The 24876-nt window shown below is 37.3% G+C and carries 22 protein-coding genes; 18 read left to right on the top strand and 4 right to left on the bottom strand.

Annotated elements, in window-relative coordinates; genetic code table 11:
- Positions 1-31 precede the first annotated feature (31 nt).
- Positions 32-934 carry a LysR family transcriptional regulator gene (locus DD649_RS10860; RefSeq protein ID WP_294107033.1) on the bottom strand — a complete coding sequence of 301 codons (903 nt, stop codon included), beginning with the start codon at positions 932-934 and terminating at the stop codon, positions 32-34.
- Positions 935-1088: 154 nt separating this feature from the next.
- Here DD649_RS10860 and DD649_RS10855 point away from each other — a divergent pair, with 154 nt between their 5' ends.
- The 4 genes from DD649_RS10855 to DD649_RS10840 all read left to right on the top strand — a co-directional run bounded on the left by DD649_RS10855 (position 1089) and on the right by DD649_RS10840 (position 5913).
- Positions 1089-2630 carry an MFS transporter gene (locus DD649_RS10855; RefSeq protein WP_294107032.1) on the top strand — a complete coding sequence of 514 codons (1542 nt, stop codon included), beginning with the start codon at positions 1089-1091 and terminating at the stop codon, positions 2628-2630.
- A gap of 23 nt (positions 2631-2653) precedes the next feature.
- The gene (locus DD649_RS10850; RefSeq protein ID WP_294107031.1) at positions 2654-3724 is read left to right on the top strand and encodes an HlyD family secretion protein; all 1071 of its coding nucleotides are present in this window, start codon (positions 2654-2656) and stop codon (positions 3722-3724) included.
- 115 nt (positions 3725-3839) lie between these two features.
- Complete coding sequence (locus DD649_RS10845) at positions 3840-4283, top strand: universal stress protein (protein WP_294107030.1); 444 nt, start codon at positions 3840-3842, stop codon at positions 4281-4283.
- A 388-nt stretch (positions 4284-4671) separates the two neighbouring features.
- Positions 4672-5913: a Zn-dependent hydrolase gene (locus DD649_RS10840; RefSeq protein ID WP_294107029.1), complete on the top strand. Its 1242-nt coding sequence runs from the start codon at positions 4672-4674 to the stop codon at positions 5911-5913.
- A gap of 7 nt (positions 5914-5920) precedes the next feature.
- Here DD649_RS10840 and DD649_RS10835 read toward each other — a convergent pair whose 3' ends face one another.
- From DD649_RS10835 to dcuC, 3 genes are all read right to left on the bottom strand, one after another.
- On the bottom strand, positions 5921-6796 hold the full coding sequence (locus DD649_RS10835; protein WP_294107028.1) for a helix-turn-helix domain-containing protein: 876 nt from the start codon (positions 6794-6796) through the stop codon (positions 5921-5923).
- 570 nt (positions 6797-7366) lie between these two features.
- Positions 7367-8632 (bottom strand): amidohydrolase, encoded by a 1266-nt coding sequence (locus DD649_RS10830; protein ID WP_294107027.1) that lies wholly within the window; start codon positions 8630-8632, stop codon positions 7367-7369.
- Positions 8633-8647: 15 nt separating this feature from the next.
- Entirely contained in the window at positions 8648-9925 is a 1278-nt protein-coding gene (gene dcuC / locus DD649_RS10825) for a C4-dicarboxylate transporter DcuC (protein ID WP_294107026.1), read from the bottom strand.
- A gap of 471 nt (positions 9926-10396) precedes the next feature.
- Between dcuC and codB the strand changes: the two genes are divergently transcribed.
- The 14 genes from codB (at position 10397) to DD649_RS10755 (ending at position 24871) form a co-directional block, all read left to right on the top strand.
- Positions 10397-11644 carry a cytosine permease gene (gene codB / locus DD649_RS10820; RefSeq protein WP_294107025.1) on the top strand — a complete coding sequence of 416 codons (1248 nt, stop codon included), beginning with the start codon at positions 10397-10399 and terminating at the stop codon, positions 11642-11644.
- Positions 11637-12935, top strand: a complete 1299-nt coding sequence (locus DD649_RS10815) for a cytosine deaminase (RefSeq protein ID WP_294107024.1) — start codon at positions 11637-11639, stop codon at positions 12933-12935. The genes codB and DD649_RS10815 overlap by 8 nt, the downstream gene beginning before the upstream one ends.
- Before the next feature lie 796 nt (positions 12936-13731).
- Positions 13732-14073, top strand: a complete 342-nt coding sequence (locus tag DD649_RS10810) for a helix-turn-helix transcriptional regulator (RefSeq protein WP_336430619.1) — start codon at positions 13732-13734, stop codon at positions 14071-14073.
- A 197-nt stretch (positions 14074-14270) separates the two neighbouring features.
- Positions 14271-14813: a fimbrial protein gene (locus tag DD649_RS10805; RefSeq protein ID WP_294107022.1), complete on the top strand. Its 543-nt coding sequence runs from the start codon at positions 14271-14273 to the stop codon at positions 14811-14813.
- 84 nt (positions 14814-14897) lie between these two features.
- Positions 14898-15437 carry a fimbrial protein gene (locus DD649_RS10800; protein ID WP_294107021.1) on the top strand — a complete coding sequence of 180 codons (540 nt, stop codon included), beginning with the start codon at positions 14898-14900 and terminating at the stop codon, positions 15435-15437.
- A 112-nt stretch (positions 15438-15549) separates the two neighbouring features.
- The gene (locus tag DD649_RS10795) at positions 15550-17997 is read left to right on the top strand and encodes a fimbria/pilus outer membrane usher protein (protein WP_294107020.1); all 2448 of its coding nucleotides are present in this window, start codon (positions 15550-15552) and stop codon (positions 17995-17997) included.
- A gap of 41 nt (positions 17998-18038) precedes the next feature.
- On the top strand, positions 18039-18791 hold the full coding sequence (locus DD649_RS10790) for a molecular chaperone (RefSeq protein ID WP_294107019.1): 753 nt from the start codon (positions 18039-18041) through the stop codon (positions 18789-18791).
- Positions 18792-18801: 10 nt separating this feature from the next.
- Positions 18802-19416, top strand: a complete 615-nt coding sequence (locus DD649_RS10785; RefSeq protein ID WP_294107018.1) for a fimbrial protein — start codon at positions 18802-18804, stop codon at positions 19414-19416.
- Positions 19417-19418: 2 nt separating this feature from the next.
- On the top strand, positions 19419-20537 hold the full coding sequence (locus DD649_RS10780) for a fimbrial protein (protein WP_294107017.1): 1119 nt from the start codon (positions 19419-19421) through the stop codon (positions 20535-20537).
- 12 nt (positions 20538-20549) lie between these two features.
- Positions 20550-21113, top strand: coding sequence for a fimbrial protein (locus DD649_RS10775; RefSeq protein WP_294107016.1), 564 nt, complete (start codon positions 20550-20552; stop codon positions 21111-21113).
- Positions 21114-21130: 17 nt separating this feature from the next.
- Positions 21131-22825 carry an O-antigen ligase family protein gene (locus tag DD649_RS10770; protein WP_294107015.1) on the top strand — a complete coding sequence of 565 codons (1695 nt, stop codon included), beginning with the start codon at positions 21131-21133 and terminating at the stop codon, positions 22823-22825.
- A 124-nt stretch (positions 22826-22949) separates the two neighbouring features.
- Positions 22950-23150 (top strand): DUF4762 family protein, encoded by a 201-nt coding sequence (locus tag DD649_RS10765; RefSeq protein ID WP_294107014.1) that lies wholly within the window; start codon positions 22950-22952, stop codon positions 23148-23150.
- A gap of 87 nt (positions 23151-23237) precedes the next feature.
- Positions 23238-23918 carry a DsbA family protein gene (locus tag DD649_RS10760; protein ID WP_336430774.1) on the top strand — a complete coding sequence of 227 codons (681 nt, stop codon included), beginning with the start codon at positions 23238-23240 and terminating at the stop codon, positions 23916-23918.
- Entirely contained in the window at positions 23915-24871 is a 957-nt protein-coding gene (locus DD649_RS10755; protein ID WP_294107013.1) for an ABC transporter, read from the top strand. The genes DD649_RS10760 and DD649_RS10755 overlap by 4 nt, the downstream gene beginning before the upstream one ends.
- The last annotated feature ends 5 nt before the right edge of the window (positions 24872-24876 follow it).

The raw sequence follows: 24876 nt of genomic DNA, 5'->3' as shown, positions 1-24876 counted from the left end.
TTCATAAATTAAAAGAATAATCCTCATTAAATTACTCTCGCTTTAAAAAAAACTGCTTAATAGTTTGTCTTAACCACTGATGTGCAGAGTCTCTATCCAAGCGAGGATGCCAAGCTTGAACAATAAATACTGACTCTAATTCAAGAGGCAAATCAATCTCGACGAGTGGGAGATTGATACTTTTAACCCCCTGCAACACATGACGCGGTAATGGCAAGATATAATCCGACTTCATCGTCAGCATCATTGCTGAATGAAAACCCGGTAATGTCAACGCCACATTCCGCTGTAGACCAAGATCTCGTAGTGCATCATCTATAGGCCCTTGCGTTAACCCACGCCGTGAAACACTAATATGTGGATAATGGGTCAAACTCTCAGGTGTTACCTGCCCAATAATCGGATGCCCTTGACGCACCAATGCTTGAAAGGTACTGGTAAATAAACTTTGAGCTTTGATTTCAGGATGCCAATTCTGCGAAGAACCGATCACTAAATCAACTTTACCACTGCGCAATCCATCATCATCAATATCACTTTCAGCGATAAACTTTAAACTACTCAGCGGTGCCTTCTCTCGCAGCCCTTCTAACAATCCACCACCTAATGCACCAATAAAAATGTCATTCGCTCGGATCGTAAATGTTCTTTCCAATCTTAAAGGATTAAATGCTTCATTGGGTTCAATCAATGCTTCTGCTTGTGCTATTAGACTACTAAGCTGCTGTTTCAATTCTAATGCACGTGGCGTTGGTACCAATTTTCGCCCTGCTCTAACCATGATCGGATCATTAAATTGCTCACGGATCCGCCCTAAAATCCGGCTCATCGCTGGGGCACTTAAATTCATTTTTTCTGCTGCTCCCCCCACACTTCCCTCTTCGAGTAACAAGTTAAGTGCATAGATCAAATTAAAATCAATTTTCTGCGGCATCGAGCCTCCTTTTTCCATCAACCAAATGGATTGCATTTTATGCAACAACTTATTTACATGATTTCATTTTAAACAATCAACAAAAGTTTAGATACTACTTTGGCATTTTTAAAATAATGATTGAAACAATAGGAGCGAGAGATGGGAGTTTGGAATGGTTGATGCATCTATTGCGCCGCACTACAAAAATAAATGGCTCACCAGTGCTACAGAAATTAGCGGTCGTACTTGGTTGGGATTATTTGGTGTTTTTTTAGCCGTTATGGCAAGTGGTATTGGCGAAAATGCCAGTAAATTTGCGCTAGCTGATATTCAAGGTGCCATGTCACTAAACTTGGATACGGGGAGCTGGCTTATTACCTGTTATGTCACTGGTTTTGTTATTGGATCAGGATTCACGCCCTGCTTTTGGCCAACCTTTTCATTACGCCGAGTTGCACTGCTCATGTGCTCAATTTATTTAATTGGCGGATTAATCACACCATGGTTAGGGGAGCACTATTCGATTTTACTCGCAGTACGCAGTTTGCAAGGCTTTGCGGGAGGTGCATTACCACCCATGTTAATGACTGTTGTATTACGTTTTATGCCACCGCTAATCAAAGTTTTGGGATTAGGTGCTTACGGCTGGGTTTCAGCCTGGAGCGCAACATTCGGCGCTACTGCTGCCGCTTTTGCTTTTCATTGGGGATGGAGTGGCTATTTTTATTGGAACTTACCCTTAATGGCGATCGCCACTATTTGTATCGGTTATGGCTTACCCCAAGACCCATTACGTTTAGAACGCCTAAAACAATTTAACTGGCGCGGCTTACTGTTGGGAAGCTGTGCGCTGGCTATGTTGACCATTGGGATCTCTCAAGGGGAGCGTCTCGATTGGCTCAACTCATCACTTATCTATATTTTATTCATTGGCGGTCTCGGATTATTAGCACTCTTTTTAATTAACGAGTGGTACCACCCATTACCATTTTTTAATTTACAGCTACTTGGTAAAAGAAATCTTTCTTTCTCATTAATTACCCTCGGTGGCGTTTTATTAATTATGGTGTCGTTAGTTAATATTACATCTGGTTATTTAACCGTCATTCAAGGATATCGTCAGGAACAAACGTCCGACATGATGTTATGGGTATCGCTGCCACAATTAATTACCTTACCCATCGTTGCCATAATTTGTAATACACCTAGAGTTGACTGTCGCTGGGTGTTAGCTATCAGTTTGATATTAATGGCAACCGCCTGCCTGTTAGCGTCCCAACTAACCCCTGAATGGAATGGTGACAATTTCCGCGCTATTTCCCTATTGCAAGCCATAGCTCAACCCATGGCGGTAATTCCATTACTGATGTTAGCCACCGGAGGATTACTACCAACGGATGGTCCTTTTGCAGCGGCATGGTTCAATGCCGTCAAGGGCTTCGCTGCCACTGCCGCAGGGGGCGCTATTGCTTTGTTTAATCGCCAACGCACAGATTTTCATTCAGACATTATCGCTGATAGTTTTGGTTCAGCTCATCGGGCAACCTCACAGAACTCAGTAGACGTATTAACACAATTAGCCACAAAGCAAGGTCATGTATTGGCCAGCGCTGATCTTTATATGTTGGTTTCGGGATTAGCATTATTACTTATCGTGCTGATCTTCTTCATGCCAACCCGAATTTATCCACCGCGGTCAGTCGCGGCGGTCTAGACATTTATATTCAGGAATCAAAAATGAGTGGAATCAAATTTATGGCTAATCGAAAAGTACCTTTAGCCATATTGGCAATTATTACTGTTGTACTCGGATTACTCATCAATAAATTTTTTATTGAAAACACCAAACAAAATACTAACGATGCCTACATTCGAGCTGATATTTCACGTATTTCCCCACAAATAGCGGGCGTGATCACCGAAGTATTAGTACAAGATAACCAATGGGTCAAACAAGGAGAGTTGCTCGCGGTAATTGATCAACGTGAATTTAATGTCGCTCTTTCACAGGCAAAGGCACAGTTACAGTCAGCCATTGCTCGTCAAGATGATGCTAAAGCCAGTCTTACGCGACAAAATGCATTAATTGCAGCAGCACAAGCACAATTACAATCAGCACAAGCAGAGCTTCAATTTGCTCGTCAAGAACATACCCGTTATCAAAAAATGGCAGCAAGTGGCGCAGGCTCACAACAAGCCGCACAACAGGCAACCACTCGCGTTTACACCATGTCAGCCAGTGTCGCTCAATCTGAAGCATCACTAAAAGCGGCCAAAAACATGTTGCAAGTCCTGCAAGCTAAACAAGCAGACAGTGATGCTGAGTTAAAATTCGCACAGGCTAAGCAGGCGATGGCCGTGTTGAATTTATCGTATACCCAAATTACTGCCCCCATTAGCGGCATCATTGGTAAGAAAAGCTTACGTATTGGTGGATTTGTCAAACCTGGCGATGCTTTAATGGCCATTGTGCCCCAAGACAAGCTCTATATCATCGCTAACTACCAAGAAACTCAATTGGAAAAAATTACGCATGGTCAGCAGGTGGATATCAATATTGATACCTTCCCAGGTCAAACCTTAAAAGGCTATGTCGATAGTATCGCCCCTGCTTCTGGCGCGAGTTTTTCACCCGTGGCCCCCGAAAATGCAACGGGCAATTTCACTAAAATTGTTCAGCGCATACCGGTGAAAATTATTTTTGATAACAATAAAGATCAAACAACGATGATGAATGCACTACGCGTAGGTATGTCTGCGGATGTAAGTATTAATACCCTAAATGGAGATCGCTTATCAGCTCAGTAACTTATCTTAAATATATTGTCCAAATTGCAATGAAAAAAGTGATTAATGCAATGCAGTGCAAAATCTAAAAATAGAATTTAACAGTAAAGTTTAAGCCATAGCTCAGGAGCTCCTCATGATTGATAGAGTTTTACTTGCAGTAGATAGCTTCGCCAATAGCGGTAACGCCTTACAATATATGCAGCGTTTACAAGGCTCTATTTCAGAAGTCATTGTCTTAACAGTTATTGACAATACCTTTGCATTAAGTCGGACAGGATTGCGTTCTGATAGCGATGAATGCAATGAATACCCTGCTGCCCAGCGAGAAGAAGCGCTCGCAGAAGCGCAACTCACGTTGGTCACTCAGGCATTAAAACAAATGGGCTTTCAAGTAAAAAGCTTATTGGCTGCTGGCACACCTATTGAGGTGATCCCTGAACAAATGAAACTATTCAACTGTGACTTATTGATTATTTCCCATCGTCATCTTTCGTCACTAGGACGCTTATTAAATACTTCCGTCACTCGTAATTTATTAGATGATATCGGCCAACCTGTTTTAGTGATCCCTCGCTAAAATCAATCACATCAGAATTTAGTCGATAATATCATGCTATGGCAGCCGTTAGGCTGCTATTAGCATTTAAAAACCATCAGATAATTCATCGAAAAAATGCAAAAATAAATTCACCTTAGTTAAAAATAAGTACATCAACACATTGAATATTAACAATTATAAAACCAATTTAACCCTTTATTCATATTGCTTTCTATTCTCTATTTTGATCAGAATCATATAATATCAATTATTAGACAACTGTGTTTGACTTATCCATTTTTAGCTTGTAAAAAAGAGTAATACAAATAAATCAGTTTTAAATAAGACTGGTTTATTTATTTTTTACCCTTGCAGTCTCATTTTTTAGACAGTTTACTCGATAAGTATTTTAGGTGAGAGGTCATCCATGAATAAGCAAAATTTTTCGATACAAGATATGGAAAATTTATTCGAAAAACTAAAAACATTTTGCGCTTCCCCTAAAAACAAAGGTATCACTCGGCTCGCTTATACGGAAGAAGATCAATCAGCTCATAACTATATGATGAAAATAATGAGAGAAGCTGGTTTTTCAGTGCGCCAAGACGCCATAGGTAATGTATTTTGCCGCTTATCTGGAAAACGTCGTGATTTACCCGCAGTCGGCACGGGCTCTCATCTTGATACCGTTCCTGATGGTGGGGCTTATGATGGCGCCCTCGGTGTATTTGCTGGGTTTTACGCCTTAACACAATTTGAACCTGAACAATTAACCCGAGACCTTGAGCTGATTATCTTTCGTGCAGAAGAATCAAGCCGATTTGGTTTTTCCTGCATTGGCAGTAAAGTGCTACTCGGCGCTGTCGATAGAAATAAATGGGCATTAAATCAAGATGATACAGGCAGTAATTTTTTTGAAGTGCTTGATAATAATGGCTATAAAAGTAATGAAATAGAAGCATGTGAATTATCTGACGACTATTTTTCTGCATTTGTTGAATTGCATATTGAACAAGGAAAACGACTTGAATTTGAAGAAAAAACGATTGGTATTGTTAATGGTATTGCGGCACCAACTCGCTATTCAGTTCAAGTGAAAGGTCACGCCGACCATTCCGGTGCAACGCCGATGTATCAACGCCATGACGCCCTTGTGGCAAGCGCCGCAATTATTGATGACTTGAATCGAGCTGCTTGTAAAGAGTCGGTATGGGGCACAGTGGGAACAATCGGTAAATTGAATGTTTATCCTAACTCAATGAATGTCATTCCAGGAGAAGTAAAGTTTTTAGTCGATGTCAGAGGTATTGAATCTGAAAGTATCAAAAGAGTAACCAATAGCTTGAAAGATTCGATTAGCAAATCGGAGCAGGATAACAATGTCACTATTGATATTAGAGAAATTTCATCGGAACTACCGGTTAAATTAAATAATGATATTTGCCACATTATCGAAAAACATTGTATCGAAAAAGACATTAAATATATGACAATGTTAAGCGGAGCTGGGCATGACACGATGAACCTAGCGAAAAAATTTCCAACAGCAATGATTTTTACGCCATCTAAAGATGGGATCAGTCATCATCCTGATGAATTTACTGACTTTAACGATATTATTATCGCTGCAAATTTATTAAAAGATACGCTGTATACACTGGCAAAATAGTCAATAATTAATAATCATCAAGGGTTTTTTTAAGTAAATTAATGGCATCCGTACCTTTAGCGGCATCATTCCAAAGATTATCAAAAAGTTGCCTATAGCGGGAAATCGCTTCTTCAGAGTTAGTTACTGAAGCTATTCCATTAGAGATATTAGGAAATTCCCCCAGTCTGAAGGGGCTAACCGCTAAAGATGATGAGCCATCGGTGTGATATAAAATTTGAAATGTGACTGAAGGAATGGTTTTAATTGATATTGCAATATGTACTGAACTTTGATTTTCTTCAATTAAATTAATAAGATGCTTAAGTTCATTTCTAGCTTGTAATATACGCTCAATTTTCGTACTCGGTGGTAAATTTAAAGAACCCACTAACCCCGAGTGCAGTAATCGTTGAATTGATTGAAGGCCAATAAGATTAAATAATTGCGGGCTTTGGTTATTAACCTTTTTTTTCCGCTCAGCCAGTATTGAAAGTGTTGATTGTTGTTTTTCCGAAAGCCCAACGCCAAGATCGGAATCCATCAACATTTTGGCAAGATAATTATCATAATTTTTAGAGGTTAATAAATATGAAAATGGCTCAAAATGTGCATAAATTTTTGTCGATGAATCCTCAAGCTGGCGCATTCGCTCAAAAAAACCATCAGCACTAGAGTAATATTCAGCGCTCACACCCAGTAGGCTTGAAAGAGAAGTATTGAGTAAATCGGCCAGTTTTTCGAGTGTTTCTATTTTGACAATTTCACCTTTTTCTAAACGGTACACTGCGGCTCTAGAAATACCCAGATTTTCAGCGACTTGTTCCGCTTTTAAAGACGCCGCAATACGATAGGCTCGTAATCGGTTACCAATAGAAATGTAATTAATCGGATTATTTTTCATATTTATTCTTTAGGTGAGTTTTTAATCAACATGAGCCGTTTAACAACAAACTGATAACATTTCAAAACGGGCAGTTTGATTGTTTTATCTGATGACAATATCAAACTGTTTGTTTAGTTGCATTAAGAAATTTGATTAAGCAAATAGGATTAGCTAGCATCTTAGATAGACAGGACGATTTTAAACATAAAATTTATGCGAAAAAAATGAGCTTACTATCAATTCGATTTGTTCATTAACATTATTTGAACAGAAAAGCTTCCCTCTAAAAATCGTATTAAGACACTAGCTCAACTTCATTTTCTAGCATATCACCTCAGGGAATAAAAATAGACCAACATTACAATTCAACTCACTTAAACATCACATTTCGATAAGCTATAAAAGCATTAATTATATATAGCAATAATACTTATTTTCTTACTGACAAAGAAAAATACGTATCAGATTACTATAATCATTAAATGTTAATGGAAAAATAAATATATTAAATTATATTTTTTAATTCATAAAAACATAATGGCCGAGAATAAATAATATTATCGGCCATTTATATAGATATTAAATGAATTATAAAAGAGAAGTTAAGCAACCCGTATATAAGTTATATGCGGTTAGCATTTCTTTTTCATCAAAATCAAATTTTGATTGATGATGGCCTGCGGTTCTATCCGCACCAACAACAAAATAAAGTGATTTTCCACCGCAACGCTGTACCCGTTTAGCCAGAATTGTCGCATCCTCGCTCCCACCAAAAGGCCTCGTTGCAATACCGGTTAATTCAGTATGCTGATTAACAACATTTGTTAATATATCAATGAGTTGCTGGTCATTTGTTAGATCAACAGCTTCCCCCATAACTTCACTTTCCATCTCTAATTTGAAGCTATGAGCAGAACCTTCTGCCATACGAATGGCATTTTCACTCATAAAACGATTAATATCTTCATTTTCACCACGAACTTCAACCTGCATTTCAGCATAAGCAGGTGTCACATTTCGCCCTTCGCCTGCTTTTAATACCCCAATATTAATACGAGACATTCCTTTTCCGTGACGAGATATACCTAACATCTGGGTTGAGGCATGACAAGCACCAGCAAGTGCATTTAATCCTAATTCTGGCTCAGCACCTGCATGAGATGGTACGCCTTTAAACCGAAAATCAAGTTTTGTGGTACAAAGAAAATGAGTTGGATTAATCACAATTTCACCACTATTTGCGATAAAACCTAAGTGAGAACCTAAAAAATAGTCAACGTCATCAACAATCCCGCTTTCAGCCATAGCTCTAGCACCACGAACCCCCTCTTCAGCAGGCTGAAATAGCAACTTAACTTTACCTGTTAACTTATCTTTATTGTCAACTAACCAATTAGCAACGGCTAAACCGATAGAAATATGCCCATCATGACCACAAGCATGCATTTCACCTGGATGACAAGAACTGAAATTATCATTTTTTGGTCGATGGTCATCAGCCGTACTTTCAGTCACACCGACGCAATCAATATCAAACCGTAAAGCAACTGTTGGACCTGCTTTTCCACTATCAAAAATAGCTACGCAGCCTGTCAGCTCTTGCATTTCTTGTAGTAATTCTTCGCTAACATTATGTTTACGTGCAATTTCTAACCCTTTATCAACAATGCTCCTTTGACGCCCAAACGCATATTCTGGGTTTATAACATCAGTACCAACCTTAACTTCAAGGTTAAGCCCGCGTAATTGGTCCACAATTTTGGCGGTTGTCAAAAATTCAGACCAACCAATTTCAGGGTATTGGTGGAACTCGCGACGCCATTTTATGAGTTGTTCTAATGTGATAACAGACATACTATCTCCTTAATATTAAAGCATTATTAGTGCGATAAAAATCACACCAACGATCATACCGGGTGCCGTTCTTTTGGCTATTTCCATTGGGTTGATATTAGCTAAACCAGCACAAACAATTGTTGCGCCTGCCAGTGGTGACATCGTGCGTCCTAATGCGCCAGAAATAGCTGAAGCCATGCCTAAATCCGGTATTTCATAACCAAATTGTTGAGCAAACGGCGTCACAGTTTCATTGAATGCAAAAGCGGCGGCATCCCCAGATCCAGTTATCATCCCCATCAAGAATGGACCTAACGTCCCGCCCCAACGGGCAAATTCAGGGGCATGGATCAGAAAACCAATAAATGAATCAATAAGACCAGATGCTTTTAACCCAGCAGAAAAAACAGCGGCAGCAATAATGATACCGAGCACATCTCCGTAGGCATTGCCCATTCCTTTAAAAAATTCTTTCGTGATAATTGATGGGTTAGTACGCGTGATAATTAATGCATAGATTGCGCCAATTAGCATCGCTGCAGGTACCGTGATTTGGTAAGCTTTTAGTGAATCAATAAAGGGTAATAGTAATAAAATCAATGGAATGAATGGTGCGGTTGCATAAAGATAATTCGGACGCTCAGCAGCTTCACTTTCAACAGAATTAGCTGCCCCACCATTATCATTTACAGCAACTTTAATGTTGTACTCTTTTTTTACCAATGCCACGATGGACAATGAAACTGCACCTATCGCCCCGACAGCCAGACTATATGGACCATGACGAGCAATCAAATCCACAATGCTCATGTTAGACATTTGCGCCACAAAAGGATTATGTGATAACCCCGGACTCAGCATTGAACCGATGGTGCCACATAATACCGCACCGCCTGCAATTGCAGGGTGGATGCGGGCTGCAATCAATAATGGAATCAAAGTCGCGCCAACTGCTGCGGCACAGCCCGCTGCCGATGGAATCGCAATATTAATAAAGAAGGTTAAAACGACAGCGGCTGGAATAAGAAAAAAGCCTAATTTAGTTAATAAATTAGATAAAACTAAAACAAGGTGTTTATCGCACTTTGTGTATTTCATTACATAGGCAAAACCCATACTCGAACAAATCGCTTGTATTAATGGGGCCGACACCATTCTTTCACTAAAAGCATCGAGCGCACTCATTGGTGTTAAACTAATAATACAAAGTACTAATCCAGCTGCAATGAGTACCATTCGAGTTTCATATTTCTTTATTAATAAATAGATTGTCAAAAAAATGACTAGCCCTGCGATAATTTGCATTATCATAAAATATCCTCTTCTTATTATAGCGTCACGCTTAGAAGTTAATTGGAGTGATGAAATAAAATCCCTAGTGTCACATTCCATTGTGAGCCTCAATGGTTTTATTTAATTGAGTGAAATCAATTTTTATAGTTAAAAATAAAATTTGCTATTATTTTGTGATCTAAATTTACTTTATGAAATATTGAAATTAAATTGTTTCGCACATTAAGATGAATATATTAAAAAATTCATTCCTATATCATGAGTAAATTTAAAATAATTTCCAGATTAATTAGAATAGTTCTCAATACCAAAATATTGATCTATTTTTTAACGTTATTAACTCAATTAATATAATATAAAGATATAAAATCGTCACATTAGCGATTCATTAATTGTATTAAACTATGTGCGAAATAATTTGCTTTTATTTTATTCATCTATAAACTCCGTTCGAATTTTTTGGCCTGCTAATCGAAATGGGAGGTAATTTTGTCTGAAGATAAAAATTATAGTCATGGGCCTGTGCCCATATCCGCGAGAAAAGGCGGACTAGCATTAACCTTTGTGATGCTAGGTTTAACGTTCTTTTCCGCCAGTATGTGGACCGGAGGCGCACTCGGTACCGGTCTCAGTTTTAATGATTTCTTCCTCGCAGTTCTTATCGGTAATCTTATTCTTGGTATCTATACCGCATCTCTTGGTTTCATCGGATCTAAAACAGGCCTCACAACTCACCTTCTCGCGCGTTACTCCTTCGGTATTAAAGGTTCCTGGCTCCCATCATTCTTACTCGGCGGTACACAAGTTGGCTGGTTCGGCGTTGGTGTCGCGATGTTTGCCATTCCAGTAGGAAAAGCCACCGGTTGGGATATTAATTGGTTAATCGGTGTCTCTGGAATATTGATGACAGTAACTGTTTTTTTTGGGATTTCCGCACTGACCGTACTATCAATTATTGCTGTACCGGCAATTGCCATCCTCGGCAGCTACTCTGTCTATCTTGCAGTAACCAGTGTGGGCGGCATGAGCACCTTGGTTTCCATTGTCCCCGCACAACCTATCGATTTTAACTTAGCCTTGGCAATGGTTGTTGGCTCATTTGTCAGTGCTGGTACTTTAACCGCAGACTTTGTTCGCTTCGGACGCAAGCCAAAAATTGCAGTACTCGTTGCAATAGTGGCATTTTTCCTCGGTAATTCATTAATGTTTATCTTTGGTGCCGCTGGCGCTGCATCACTCGGTATGGCAGATATTTCAGATGTCATGATTGCACAAGGGCTCTTATTGCCAGCAATTATTGTTCTTGGGCTTAATATTTGGACCACAAATGATAATGCACTTTACGCTTCAGGATTGGGGTTTGCCAATATTACAGGGCTATCTAGCAAAACCTTATCTATTATTAATGGCTTAATCGGTACCCTATGTGCGCTATGGCTTTATAACAATTTTATTAGTTGGCTAACTTTTTTATCTGCGGCTATTCCACCAATTGGTGGGATCATTATTATGGACTACTTAATGTATCGCCACCGTTATGACACCTTTGATTGTAGCAAAATGCGTGATGTCAATATTAGCGCACTACTCGCTGTCGCCGTTGGTGTAATTGCAGGCCATTGGCTACCAGGAATTGTTCCTGTAAATGCTGTCCTTGGTGGCGCATTAAGTTATGCTGTTCTAAATCCACTGCTTAATCGTCGTCATGTCATCAACCCGGAGATAACCCGTGCTTAATCATAATATAAAACATATACATAATATCCGTTTACCGGAACGTGATGGCTTATGGCGTATCGATATTAATAACCAAAAAATTCAGGCGATTGTCCCGCAACCTACCAATGAAGTTTTACCTGAAGGCCTTGATGGCGAGGGCGGTTTAGTTATCGCTCCATTTATAGAGCCCCACATTCATCTTGATACCACCCAAACCGCGGGCCAGCCAAGCTGGAATTTATCCGGCACACTATTTGAAGGGATTGAACGCTGGGCAGAACGCAAAGCATTACTGACTCATGAAGATGTTAAAGCCCGTGCTTGGAAAACACTAAAATGGCAGATTGCCAACGGCATTCAACATGTCCGTACTCACGTTGATGTGTCCGATGCCACACTCACTGCGCTCAAAGCCATGCTCGAAGTCAAACAAGAAGTATCACCATGGATAGATCTGCAAATTGTAGCTTTTCCACAAGAAGGCATCATGTCTTATCCAAACGGAGAGGCATTATTAGAAGAAGCATTGCGTTTGGGTGCTGATGTTGTCGGCGCAATTCCACATTTTGAATTTACCCGTGAATACGGTGTGGAATCTCTACATAAAACATTTGCACTGGCACAGAAATACGATCGTATGATTGATGTGCATTGTGATGAAATTGATGATGAACAATCACGTTTCGTGGAAACCGTTGCCGCCCTAGCACACCGCGAAGGTATGGGCGCTCGCGTTACTGCTAGTCATACCACTGCAATGCACTCATATAATGGTGCCTATGCCTCTCGCCTATTTCGCCTACTAAAAATGTCTGGCATTAACTTTGTCGCAAACCCACTGGTTAATATTCACCTGCAAGGCCGTTTTGACACCTACCCTAAACGCAGAGGGATCACCCGAGTCAAAGAAATGTTAGCCGCAGATATTAATGTCTGTTTTGGTCATGATGATGTATTTGACCCATGGTATCCACTGGGTACAGCCAACATGCTTCAAGTTTTGCATATGGGGCTGCATGTCTGCCAGTTGATGGGCTATGACCAAATTAATGATGGGCTGAAACTTATTACACAATACAGTGCACGAACACTGAATTTACAAGATTATGGTGTGAGTGAAGGTAAACGCGCAAGCCTACTTATTCTACCCGCAGAAAATGGCTTTGATGCTCTACGTCGCCAAGTTCCTGTACGTTATTCTATTCGTGATGGCCGCGTGATCGCTTGCACTCAACCTGCCATCACGCAGATCCATCTTGATCAACCTGAAACTATTCGTTATGGCTACACACCACTTTCAGGGAACTAAACACCAATAAATTCTAGATAAACGCCTACCTGAAAGGGTAGTGAACAGGAAAATGAAGCATAATGTGACTTCATTTTCCTTTTTTTTTGCCCACAGTTCAAAGCGACAATACTTTTACGATGAAACCAGTACCTTCAATATTATAAATAATCAGTTAATAAGAGACCCTGTTAAGGAAAAAGCTAAAAACTAGAATTGTTCAATATCTAAATAAAACTTAATACTAAAATAAACACCCACACTGAGATTTTGATACCGATACACCCCTAACTTATCTCATTTATAAATTACACGCCTCAAAATGACAATCCAATTAAGATGCAATCAAGCCATTGACATACCCATACAAATTACTTGTTTTTATAATAATCCATGATAATTCATTGAAAATTTAACCTGTAGTCTGAGTAGGATAAGTCTTAAAAAAAAACAAATAAAATAATAAACTCGTAATTGGAGTAACTAGTGACATTTACTAGCTTGCATTTGTATTATTTTTGATCAAATTAAACATAAAACGAGTTGAATTTGTGTGTCTGTATTTTACATTGTATCTAAATGTAAATTGCATCTACTTTTATTTAGATATGAAAAATATAACTCATTGTTATCTATGATTTATATTTTTAACTCATTCATTTTCCTGTAACACTTTTTCATTTCATTAAGATGATAATGTTTTTTAATATCAATCAATTCGTACTATCTATTATACAAAATAAATAACCGCCAATATACTTAATGAAAATTTCATATGGCGTCTGAGGTTAGTTATTTAAATTAAAGGTCAATTAAAATGGTTTTTTTTTCTAATCAAATGGTTCATTTTTCTAACGGAATAAATAAAGAAGTGGGACTATATTTAAGAGGAATAAGAAAAGAGCAAAACCTAACAGGGGGTCAACTGGCAAAAATGCTAAATGTTAGCCAACAACAAATATCTCGATATGAAACAGGGAAAACTAAGCTAACATTTGAAATGATGGATACGATATTAACCGTATTTAATAAATCATGGAGAGATTTTTTTAATACTGTTATCGATAAACATGATAACGAAAGACTAAAATATATCATAAAAAATGAATCCACCTATTTATCTGTACTGGGTCAAGATTCTAAAAAATTATGGCGATGAAATTTATAAAATCTATTATTACACCCAAGACGGGTATTGTTAAATAAGATCAGTTTTGTAGACTCTAAAAATAGAAAATAAAATGACAACTTTATTAAAGATTATCATTAATTAATTTTTGTTAATGCTTATTTTTATCTAAAGTTGTTATTAATAACAATCATCACAAAATAAACATCATATAGGATTAATAAATCATGAAATTGAATAAAATAGTCGTGGCTGCTGCATTCGTAACTGGCTTTGCTTCTTTTGCAACAATGGCGGCTTACACGGGTACACCAACTAACGGTACGATTGAAATTACAGGTGAGTTAGTCAACTCTGCATGTGGTCTAAGTGAAGAATCAAGCCCAGTAAAAGTTAATTTTTATCAAATCCCAGTAGCAAACCTAAAAAATGGTGAACGCGCAGGTAACGTTAAAAAAGATATCGTCCTGCAAGGCTGTGATACCACTGTAGCACAAACAGCAACAGTGACATATACACCATCAACAGTGAACCCTAACGATGCTAGCTTAGCCGCATTTACTTCAGGTACAGCAAGTGGCGCAGGTATTGGTTTAAGAGACAATGGCAATCAAGATGTTGTTTGGGGAACTGCCTCTACAGCAGTTAACTTAACTGATGGTAAAACATCAATTCCATTCGTTGCTTATCTAAAAGCTGATAATGCATCTAATGCAGTAACGCCAGGTAACTTTGATTCAACGATTAATTTCCAAATCAACTATCAATAAGCTGTAGCTCGTTTTTATGAAAATGTGCGGAGTATTAAATACTCCGCAATAATAAAACTTGATATATAGCCATATGGTATCCCCATGATAATGCGAGTTATAAAAATAGCATTAGGTTCTCATTTATTGTTACCTTTATTAAGTTGGGGAGTAACAATTAATAGCACGCCAGGTGATATTATTATGCATGGCGAACTAATAGAAGCCTCATGCACAATTGATCCTAATAGCCGAGATCTTTGGATTGATTTTGGTGAAATTAGTGCAAGAGAAATTACACCAGAGGCTAATTTACTTGTAAGTAAACAATTTCAAATAAAACTAATTGGCTGCACACTTCCCTCAGCAGATAAAGGTAGCGCATCTCGAGCTCAAATAACAATAATGGGAACATCAGTTGATAGTGATAAATTACTTCGAGTTAATGGAAAGTCTGAAGGATTTGGAATTCAATTACGAGATTATCATGGAGAAATCCTAAGCCTTAATACAAAAATGCCGGATTACACCTTACTTGAAGGACGTGATAGCTTGAACTTCACTGCGATTCTTATTGCTTATCAAAAAAATATAAAGGCAGGTGAGTTTGCAGCAACTCTACGATTTAGAATGGATTATTTTTAGAAGAAAAATTAAAAATTTATTTTATCTCATAAGCTCATGAGAAATTAATTCCAACATTGCCAGTGAATACAGAGTAAATATAATGATTATTTTTAATAAAAACATAATTAAGATGAAAAGGTTATTTGCAATATATATTGCATTACTCTGTTATTCCTCAAATCTCCTCGCTGATGATATCGTCGAATTTAATACAGATGTATTAGATGTTGGCGATCGAAGTAATATTGATTTAACGCGTTTTTCTAAAGATAACTTTGTGTTTCCTGGAGTCTATTTATTAGACCTTTATATTAACGGTCAATCATTATCTCAACAAAAAATAACTTATATTACTGATCCACAAAATAGTGAAAAAACATTAGCTTGTTTTACACATGAACAAGTTGAAATGTTCGCACTTCAAGAAGATGCATTAAAGAAAATTCAAATCATATCGCCAGAATGTTCGAATATTTTAGTTATTCCTGGTGCGAAAATTAATAACTCAGAAGGAAAGCTGGATATCACTATGCCACAGGCGTGGATGAAATATTCGGACCCAAACTGGGTACCACCTGAACGTTGGGATACTGGCGTATCCGGTATCTTATTTGACTATAATTTATCTGGGACAGTTGCACGTTCTTTAACGACACACACCAATAAACATTCATTATCTGCTTATGGCCAAACTGGATTCAACCTTGGCGCATGGCGTTTCAGGGCAGACTATCAGGCTAATTATAATGAACGTGGCGACAGAAAATTCGATTGGAATCAATTCTATGCATATCGCCCTTTAGTCCATATGGCAGCAAGACTGACGTTAGGGGAAATCTATCTTAACTCTCAAGTCTTTGACACTATTCGTTATACCGGATTTAACTTATCCAGTGATGAACGTATGTTACCGCCTAATTTACGCGGTTACGCACCACAAATTAATGGAATTGCCAAAAGTAACTCAAAAATTATTGTTAGCCAAGCAGGACGAGTGGTTTATGAAACAACCGTTCCCGCCGGCCCGTTTAGTATTCAAGATTTACAAAGCTCAATTCGCGGAACGCTAGATGTAAAAGTTGAAGGTGATGATGGCGATATTTCGACCTTTCAAGTTAATACCGCAAATATTCCGTATCTAACTCGGCCTGGCTATATCCGCTATAACATCTCGGCGGGTAAACCATCACGCTTTAACCACAAGCCTGAAGGTAGCATGTTTGCAACAGGTGATTTCTCTTGGGGATTAAGTAATAACTGGTCAGTTATTGGTGGAATATTGTTTGCAGGCAAAGACTATACCGCACTATCCGCAGGCTTAGGGCGAGATCTCTCTATTTTGGGTGCACTGTCTGCTGATATCACACAATCTATTAGTCGGATTCCGGGCAACAACACTGAAACGGGCTCATCTTTTCGACTCAGCTATTCAAAATCATTTGATGAAATTAACAGTACTATTACATTTGCCGGTTATCGCTTCTCACAGGATAAATTTCGGACAATATCTCAATATTTAGATGAGCGTGAAAATAAATATTTAGGTACTGGTCGTCAAAAAGAGATGTATACCATTACCGCAAATAAAACATTTTGGGCTGACCAAGCAGACTGGCGAACAACCGTATTCTTAACCTATACCCGTCAAACCTTTTGGGATCAAACAACCCAAGATAGATATGGCTTATCTGTTGGTCGTACATTCCGTTTTATGGAAATTGATGGTATCTCAACAAATATTTCAGCCTATCGCTCTGAATATCGTGGAAAACGCGATGATAGCCTATCCCTATCGGTTTCAGTCCCTGTCGGTGATAGCCGTTGGGCGGGCTATGATTTACAGAACAGTGGTAGTAAAACAAGCCATATGTTGTCATATAGTGACAATAGAGATTTCAATAACTTATGGCGAATTAGAGCCGGTAGAAGTGGTGACGACCGTGCCCAATTCGATGGCTATTATCAAAAAAGAACGCAACTTGCTGAAGTCAATACCAACGTCAGCTATCAAGAAAGACAATCTGCATCACTTAACGGAACATTCCGTGGTGGTTTTACCGCTACGGGCTATGGTGCCGCGCTGCATAACAGTAGTGCAACAAGCAATACGGCAAGAATTATGGTTGATACCAATGGTGTTGGCGGCGTGCCATTTAACCATGAAAAAGCCAGAACTAACTGGAAAGGTATATCAGTCGTTCCCGATATCGTGAGCTATTACAGTTTTGATACTCGTATTGATGTGGACAAACTAAACAGTGATGTTGATACCAACAAAGCGATTGCGACATCAACATTAACGGAAGGCGCAATTGGTTATCAGCGGTTTGATGTAGCAAAAGGTGAAAAATTAGTGGCAACAATCCGTTATAACGACACCGTTCCTCCTTTTGGCGCAGATGTAACCAATGCTGATGGCATCAATATTGCCATGGTAATGGAAAATGGGCTGTCTTATTTGATGGCAGTAAATCCTAAAGAAACGTTAACCGTCTCTTGGGGTGGAAAAGCACAATGCAAAGTTCAGCTACCTGCACAAATTGATTCTGGTATGTCAGTTCTGCTGCCTTGCCAATAATAAAACGACGATCAGAACAAGTCTTATATAGGATATAAAAAATGGCAATTCAGATAAATCAATGGGTCGGTGGTTTGCTAGTCATCATGGCAGGTGTTAATCAGTCATATGCTGGTATTTCACTTGATAGAACACGAATTATTATTACGGAAGCAGAGACTTCTACAAGTGCGAATTTATCAAATACAAGTTTAAGTATTCCATTTTTAGCACAGTCATGGGTTGAAGATGCTGAAGGTAAAAAAATTACATCGCCCTTAGTTGTACTGCCACCATTACAACGAATTAACGGGGGACAAAAAGGCGTCGCTCGCGTTTCAAAAACAAATGAGATCAATAAATTACCACAAGATCGTGAAAGTTTATTTTATTTAAATGTTCGTGAAGTTCCACCAAAACCCGATAAAGCCAATGTTTTACAGCTGGCCATGCAGTCACGTATCAAACTATTTTATCGACCAACCGCCGTTATTCCAAAATCAAAAAGTGCAGTTTGGCAAAATCAAGTTACGTTCAACAAACAGGGAAATAATTGGCGAGCAGAAAATCCAACACCTTATTACGTCACCATAATTAGTTTAAATAACAAATTAACGGCCGAGGGTGGAAAGAAACTTACCGATTTCCCAGGTGTCATGATTGCGCCTAAATCTCACTTAGATATCAAAGTAAATGGTGCGGCAGAAAGCTTTACCATGATGTATGTGAACGATTATGGCGGACATCCTGAACTGAAATACAGTTGTAGTGGAAATACATGCAAGGCATTACCAACCGAGCAACAACCACGCTAGGAGTATTAACATGAAAATTAAACACTTAGGGATCTTGTTACTCGGAGTAAGTAGTGCCAGTGCAATTGCTGAACTTGCAGATGATAAAACGTCTCGTCAAACCTTACTTGACGTACACAGTGAAGTACATTTCCAAGGAAGCATATATGCATCACCTTGTGTTCTCGAGTTAAGCACACAGGAGCAATATGTTGATTTAGGTGAAATAAATGCAAGAACATTTCATCGAATTGGTGATAGAAGCGCGCCAGTCACTTTTAATATACGGCTTAAAGACTGTCAACGAGGAGCATCGAGATCGTTTGTTAATTCTGCGGGCGAAGCCACTCAAGACGGTAAACGTTACTATCTCACGGGAGAAAGTGCTGTTTCATTGAGTATCACCGGAGAACCTGATTTCTTTAATTCTGATTTAGTGCGTATTAAAGGTGATGTGAAAGGGGCTGGATTGCGTATTTTCAGTCAGGATCATGAAAATTTAATGTTAAATCAACCTAAAGCCTCTTGGGTTATTAAACCTGGAGATAATAACATCACACTAAATGCAGTATTAGAAGCGACAGGGCAAACAGTAACAGCAGGTAACTTTAACGGGTTAGTTAGGTTAAAACTGGAGTATTTATAAAAATGTCTATGCTCAAAAATAAAAATTTTAAAAGTGTCGTCATTATAACTGGTTTTCTAACAACCGCATTATTACCTATGCGAGCACTAGGATATCCCCATGGCGCTGTTATTCCTGACGGCGGAACTTATACTTTTGAAGCGCAGATGAATAATCAGCTTTTGGTTAATGAAAAAGACGCAGAAACCGTATTTACATTCAATATAGGTAACACGCCTTATTTTAATATTTATTGTGATACTTATATGAAACCTGGGGGGCCTGGTAATACAGATCCTGACTCTGGAATGACGTTTGATTTGACATCAACAATTCCAAAATCAATGCAAAATCCGGGTTATTTAAGTCTCAACGAATATTTTGATGTAAAAGTTGAAATCCAGATTGGTGGACTGGTAAACCAACATATTACAGTTCCTATGACAAATCTTTGGAACGGAGGGTCCGATCCAATGGAATGCCGACCAACGAGTACGAATAGCCGTGACTATGCGACAACATTACAAACAGGTTCTAATGGAAGAGTAACATTCCGACTAAAAAAACCAATTATTAATGGAATTACCATTAATCAAGCGGAGCTAGTACAAGTTTTTGCCAAAAAAGGAAAAGATAATGCCGGAACTTCTTACGCCGCTATACCGTCAACCCGTGTGGTATTAGGGGCAGGTATTATTACCGTTGCAGATAGTTGCATAATTAATAACGGAAATCCTATTGATATAAAGTTTGGTGATGTTGCGAATACCAGTGAACAATTAAATGGAACAAATTACCTACAACCTTTCGCGATACCAGTGAAATGCTCAGGAGGTAGTTTTACAACTGGTGACTTAAATATCAAATTATCACTATTGCCAGGAGCTTCAGGTCATGCTGAATTTAATTCAGATTATTTCGGTACCTTAAAAAATGGTATTAAACGTACAAACTTAGGCATTGTCATTAAAGATAATTCTATGGGAAATGTGGTTAAGCCCAACCAAGCCTATCAAGTACCTAACTTTGTAAACAATCAAGGTACTTGGAATTTAACCGCAGCACCGATTGCAGCCCCCGGAAGTACGGTAGATGATGGTGAATTTACAGCAACGGGTACTATTCTTGCTGAATTTCAATAAGGAGCTAATAGCATGTTAAATTATAAACAAATAATTCGTGCAAAATATTTTGGCGCAATTTGCGGCTTTATATTAGGCTCTGGCCATGCCATTGCAAGTACTTCACATATTAATACAGGTAATTACTCTTTTTCAGGAACAGTTGTTGTCACACCCTGTCAAATAGCACCAGGAAGTGAAGAAATACCTGTTGATTTTGAGCAAGTATCTGTCAAGGAGCTTTATTTAAATGGCAAATCAAAACCATTGCCTTTTTCTATACACTTAATAAGTTGTAATACTTCTGTATTTAAAGCAGTCACAGTGACATTTAATGGAATAGAAAATCAAGATCTTCCTGACCATTTAGCCATTAATAATAAAAGCACAGCAAGTGGGATTGGTATTGGTTTGCTAAATCAAAATGATACATCAATTAAATTGAATGCACCTTCATTAGCACAAAATCTTACAGACAATAATACTGAAATTAAATTTAAGGCTTATATTCAAGCTGAACCAGAAGCGTTAGCAAATGAAACAATTACCTATGGACATTTCTATAGCACGGCATATTACACCTTAAATTATCAATAATAATTAAAAATAATAACATGAATTTAATAGAAACAAATTTTAATAATAAAAGACTAGGTTACCCTTGGGTGACACTCTTTCTCACGCTTATTTTTTTTGGTGTGATATTACATATATATCTACCTAATTTAGGTGGTTCAGGTTTATCATTGCCATTAAATATAATTAGTAACTTTAGTATTGCTTTATTTATTTTTTTAGTTAGTATCATCCAACTAAAAAGAACTACCCTATTTTACTCAACAGCGAGCAATTTAATTTCTATCGGCCTAATTGTTTTCATTTTTATTTGTTTTTTTTCACCAGATGCTTATCGACAAAGTGCCTATTTAACAGCATACTGGATATTAGGGATATTGGTTTTCTATCAATTATTAATGCAAATCAATTTCTCAGAAATTGACTCCGAAATTATATTATGGGGAATATTACTAGCTAGCGTTATCGAAAGTACACTAGCCATAGTTCAGACTTTTAATCTATTACCTATAGCTGGGTTTTCTTACCCGCCATTATCGGGTGAACGCCCATATGGTATATTTCAACAAGTAAATGTTTTCTCTAGTTTTATTTGTGTTGGAATAGCAAGTGCAGTTGGTTTAATAATTAAAATTAAAAAAAATACTTGGTATTCTCTTAGCATTATTATGATAAGTCTCATTTTAATGAGTTCAGTATTACCTTTGTCACAATCATTAACAGGTTATTTAAGTTTATTTTTAGTTTTAATTGTTTTTTTTATTTTTGCACGATATTATCGTAAAAAAATATTACTCGCTTTATTTTCAATTATTATTGGACTTATTTTAGGATATATAATTAAAATTGGGCTTAACGTTTCTGATGTTTCTGAAATGAAGTTACATACATCACATATTCGTTGGGTTTTATGGCAACATAGTTTATCTCTATTTAGTGAAAATTTCTTATGGGGAACTGGAGTTGGTAGTTTTGAATCAGTTTTCTTAGAGAGATTTGGTGGTAATTTAATTAGTACTAGTCAAAGCACAATGTCTCACCCCCATAATGAAATATTGCGTTGGATGGTTGAAGGTGGATTAATTGGGCTTCTCGGTATATGCTTCATAACTTTAGGTGTTTTTTATTTATTACGATCTTCATTACGAAGCCAAAATTATATTTATCTAGTAATAGCTTTACCTATTTTTATTCATATTATGACCGAGTTTCCATTATGGCTATCAACGCCACATGGAATAGTTTTGATATTATTATTACGGTGCACCGATGTTTCATTAAAAAAACAAATAATTTATAAACCAATTGCTATTTTTTCAAGGAGTATATTGGCATTAGGTGGCGTATTTTCAATAACATTATTATATTTAACGTTGCAGGCACAACAACATTTAACTTATATTGAAAAAACAGGAAGTCAATCAATATTGTCAATGTCAAATCCTGCTAACAACAAATGGAGCTATTTATTAATAGCTGATCGATATTGTTATGATTTAAATATGGGATATCTGTTACGTTATAATGAAACACATGATAATAAATATTTAAAACTATTTGACATTTGGGCAGAGGATTACTCTCTTAAATACCCTGATGCTAATGTTTATTATTCATGGATACTTGTTTTAAATGAGTTAGATCAAAAAGAAAAAGCTAAAAAAATTTATAAAAAAGCAAAATGGCTATTTATTAAAGATGAACGAATTGAACAAATTAATTTAATTAATTAGACAGAATTGATTGTTTTTATAGAAACCTTCATATCAGAAATAGAATTGTAAGAATTTATTGGTAAATCGTTTATCAATAGAGTGTTGTTTTATTTAATTAATATACATTTAAAAAGGAAACAAAATGAAAAAGTTAAATGCTACTGAAGCTGCAAATATCGTTGGTGGAACAAGTAAAGTATGTTCAGACTCTTATGAAAAAATCATTGTTGGTGGTGTTTCATCTTGTAAGCTAATTACAACATGTACTGACAAGCATGGTAATAAAACTTACCAAGCTCAAACTGCTGATGATGCTAAATGTGCAGGCCCAATCGCACCATAAGATTTAATTAGTTTTATTTAATTAATATATACATGGGGATTTATCTCCATGTATTTTCATAAAAGAATGGAATTAACTGTTATGAATATGCATTTCAAACCAAAAACCCTTACTCTTTATACACTATTTGTTATTATTGCGTCTTCCCTCATAACGGTTTTGTTCTATCATATTTTTGTCTTCAAAACATTTTCAAATGATGACAATCAAAATTCTTCTTTTTTTGAATTTAGTACTGAACAAGTTTTATTAAGCCCAATAAAAGAAGATAACAGTATTATCGAAGTTTTATCCTATGGTTGTCATTACTGTGCAATTAATGATGAAAATATTAGTAAATTTGTAAAGACACTACCTGAAAATGCCACATTTAAAGTCATCCATTTGACAATCACTAACGGTGAAGGGCTAGCCGCTTATGCGCCTATTTTTGCAACATTAGAAGAAATGGGTATAGAGTTTAAATTACGTTCAAGTCTATATGATTCTGTAATTAATAAAAAAATTGAGTTAGCTAAAAAAGACATACTCGAAAATTGGCTAAAGCAAAATGATATTAATGTCACTGAATATCTAAAAGTCAGTCAAAGTCAGGCAGTCCAAGAACGACTCAAATATATGGCTGATATCACTAAATATTATCAAATTACTGGCACCCCCGCTTTTATTATTAATAAACGTTATGTGGTTTATCAAGATCGCGATTTTCCTGAGTTTGCTGATTACATGATTGAATTACTAGATAAAAGTAAAAAGGAGTCACAGTGATTCAGTTTTTAATTGTTTGGACGGCTTTCAGCGCGAAAAATTGCTTGATGCCGTTTAAAAAAGGATATGAAAAGCTCAGCCATAGTGCGTTGAGCTCTTTACGCTTTTTACTGCATCACGGCAATATCGCATCAATATTCGTTATATCTCGAGGTCTTGCTCGTATGGGGATCTTGGGACGGAAATATCAGAATCATAATAAAGTTGCCACCGAGAATTTCCGCAGTTTAATGAAAACTAACGGCTATATTGATGCAAGCTGGATTGCAGTTCGTCGCTTTATTTTAGAAGAAGCAGCAACTTGGGGACAAAATCGCCATATTATTGCTCAAGTTCAAGCTTGTACGCTCGCTCTCAATAACGTTGTCGAACCCCTTCATCAGCAAAAAAAGCCCATTGTTCTTGCCCCCCTACATATGGTTTCAGATGTTCTTGCCACTATGGTCGGCGCGGGTGTTACACCAGGCAGTGCCACCGTTGTTGTTTCCTCTAGTGCTGAACAACAAAAATATAATATGTCTGCTCGGGAACTAGGTGCTGTCAATTTATCTTACTGTTCAATTCATCAAGATAATAAATCTTTGGCCAGCAGCCTAATGACGTTAATGACAGAAACGGCGACAGGTCAGAAAAACATGATTGTTTTTCCTGATATAACCCCTGATTACACAATTCAAACCGAAGAAGGGATGTCGAGTAAATTATCATGCCAATTATTTAATCGTCCAGCCAAACTCCACAATGGAGTCATACGATTATCTAACGCGATTTCAGCGCAGGTTATTTTCTACCATTTGTATTATCAAAATGGGCTGCAAATCAAAATATATTCTCCTGTTGCGGCTAAAGATGTCGCAGCTCAAATGCCAGTGATTATCGAAAATGCAATTCGCGATTATCCCCATGACTGGCTTCTATGGCATAGCCATTCACTTTATTTTATTAATCATTAATAATA

Origin of the sequence: Providencia sp., assembly GCF_003533305.1 — a bacterium.
Taxonomy (GTDB): domain Bacteria; phylum Pseudomonadota; class Gammaproteobacteria; order Enterobacterales; family Enterobacteriaceae; genus Providencia.
This window is presented reverse-complemented; position numbering and strand designations above follow the sequence as displayed.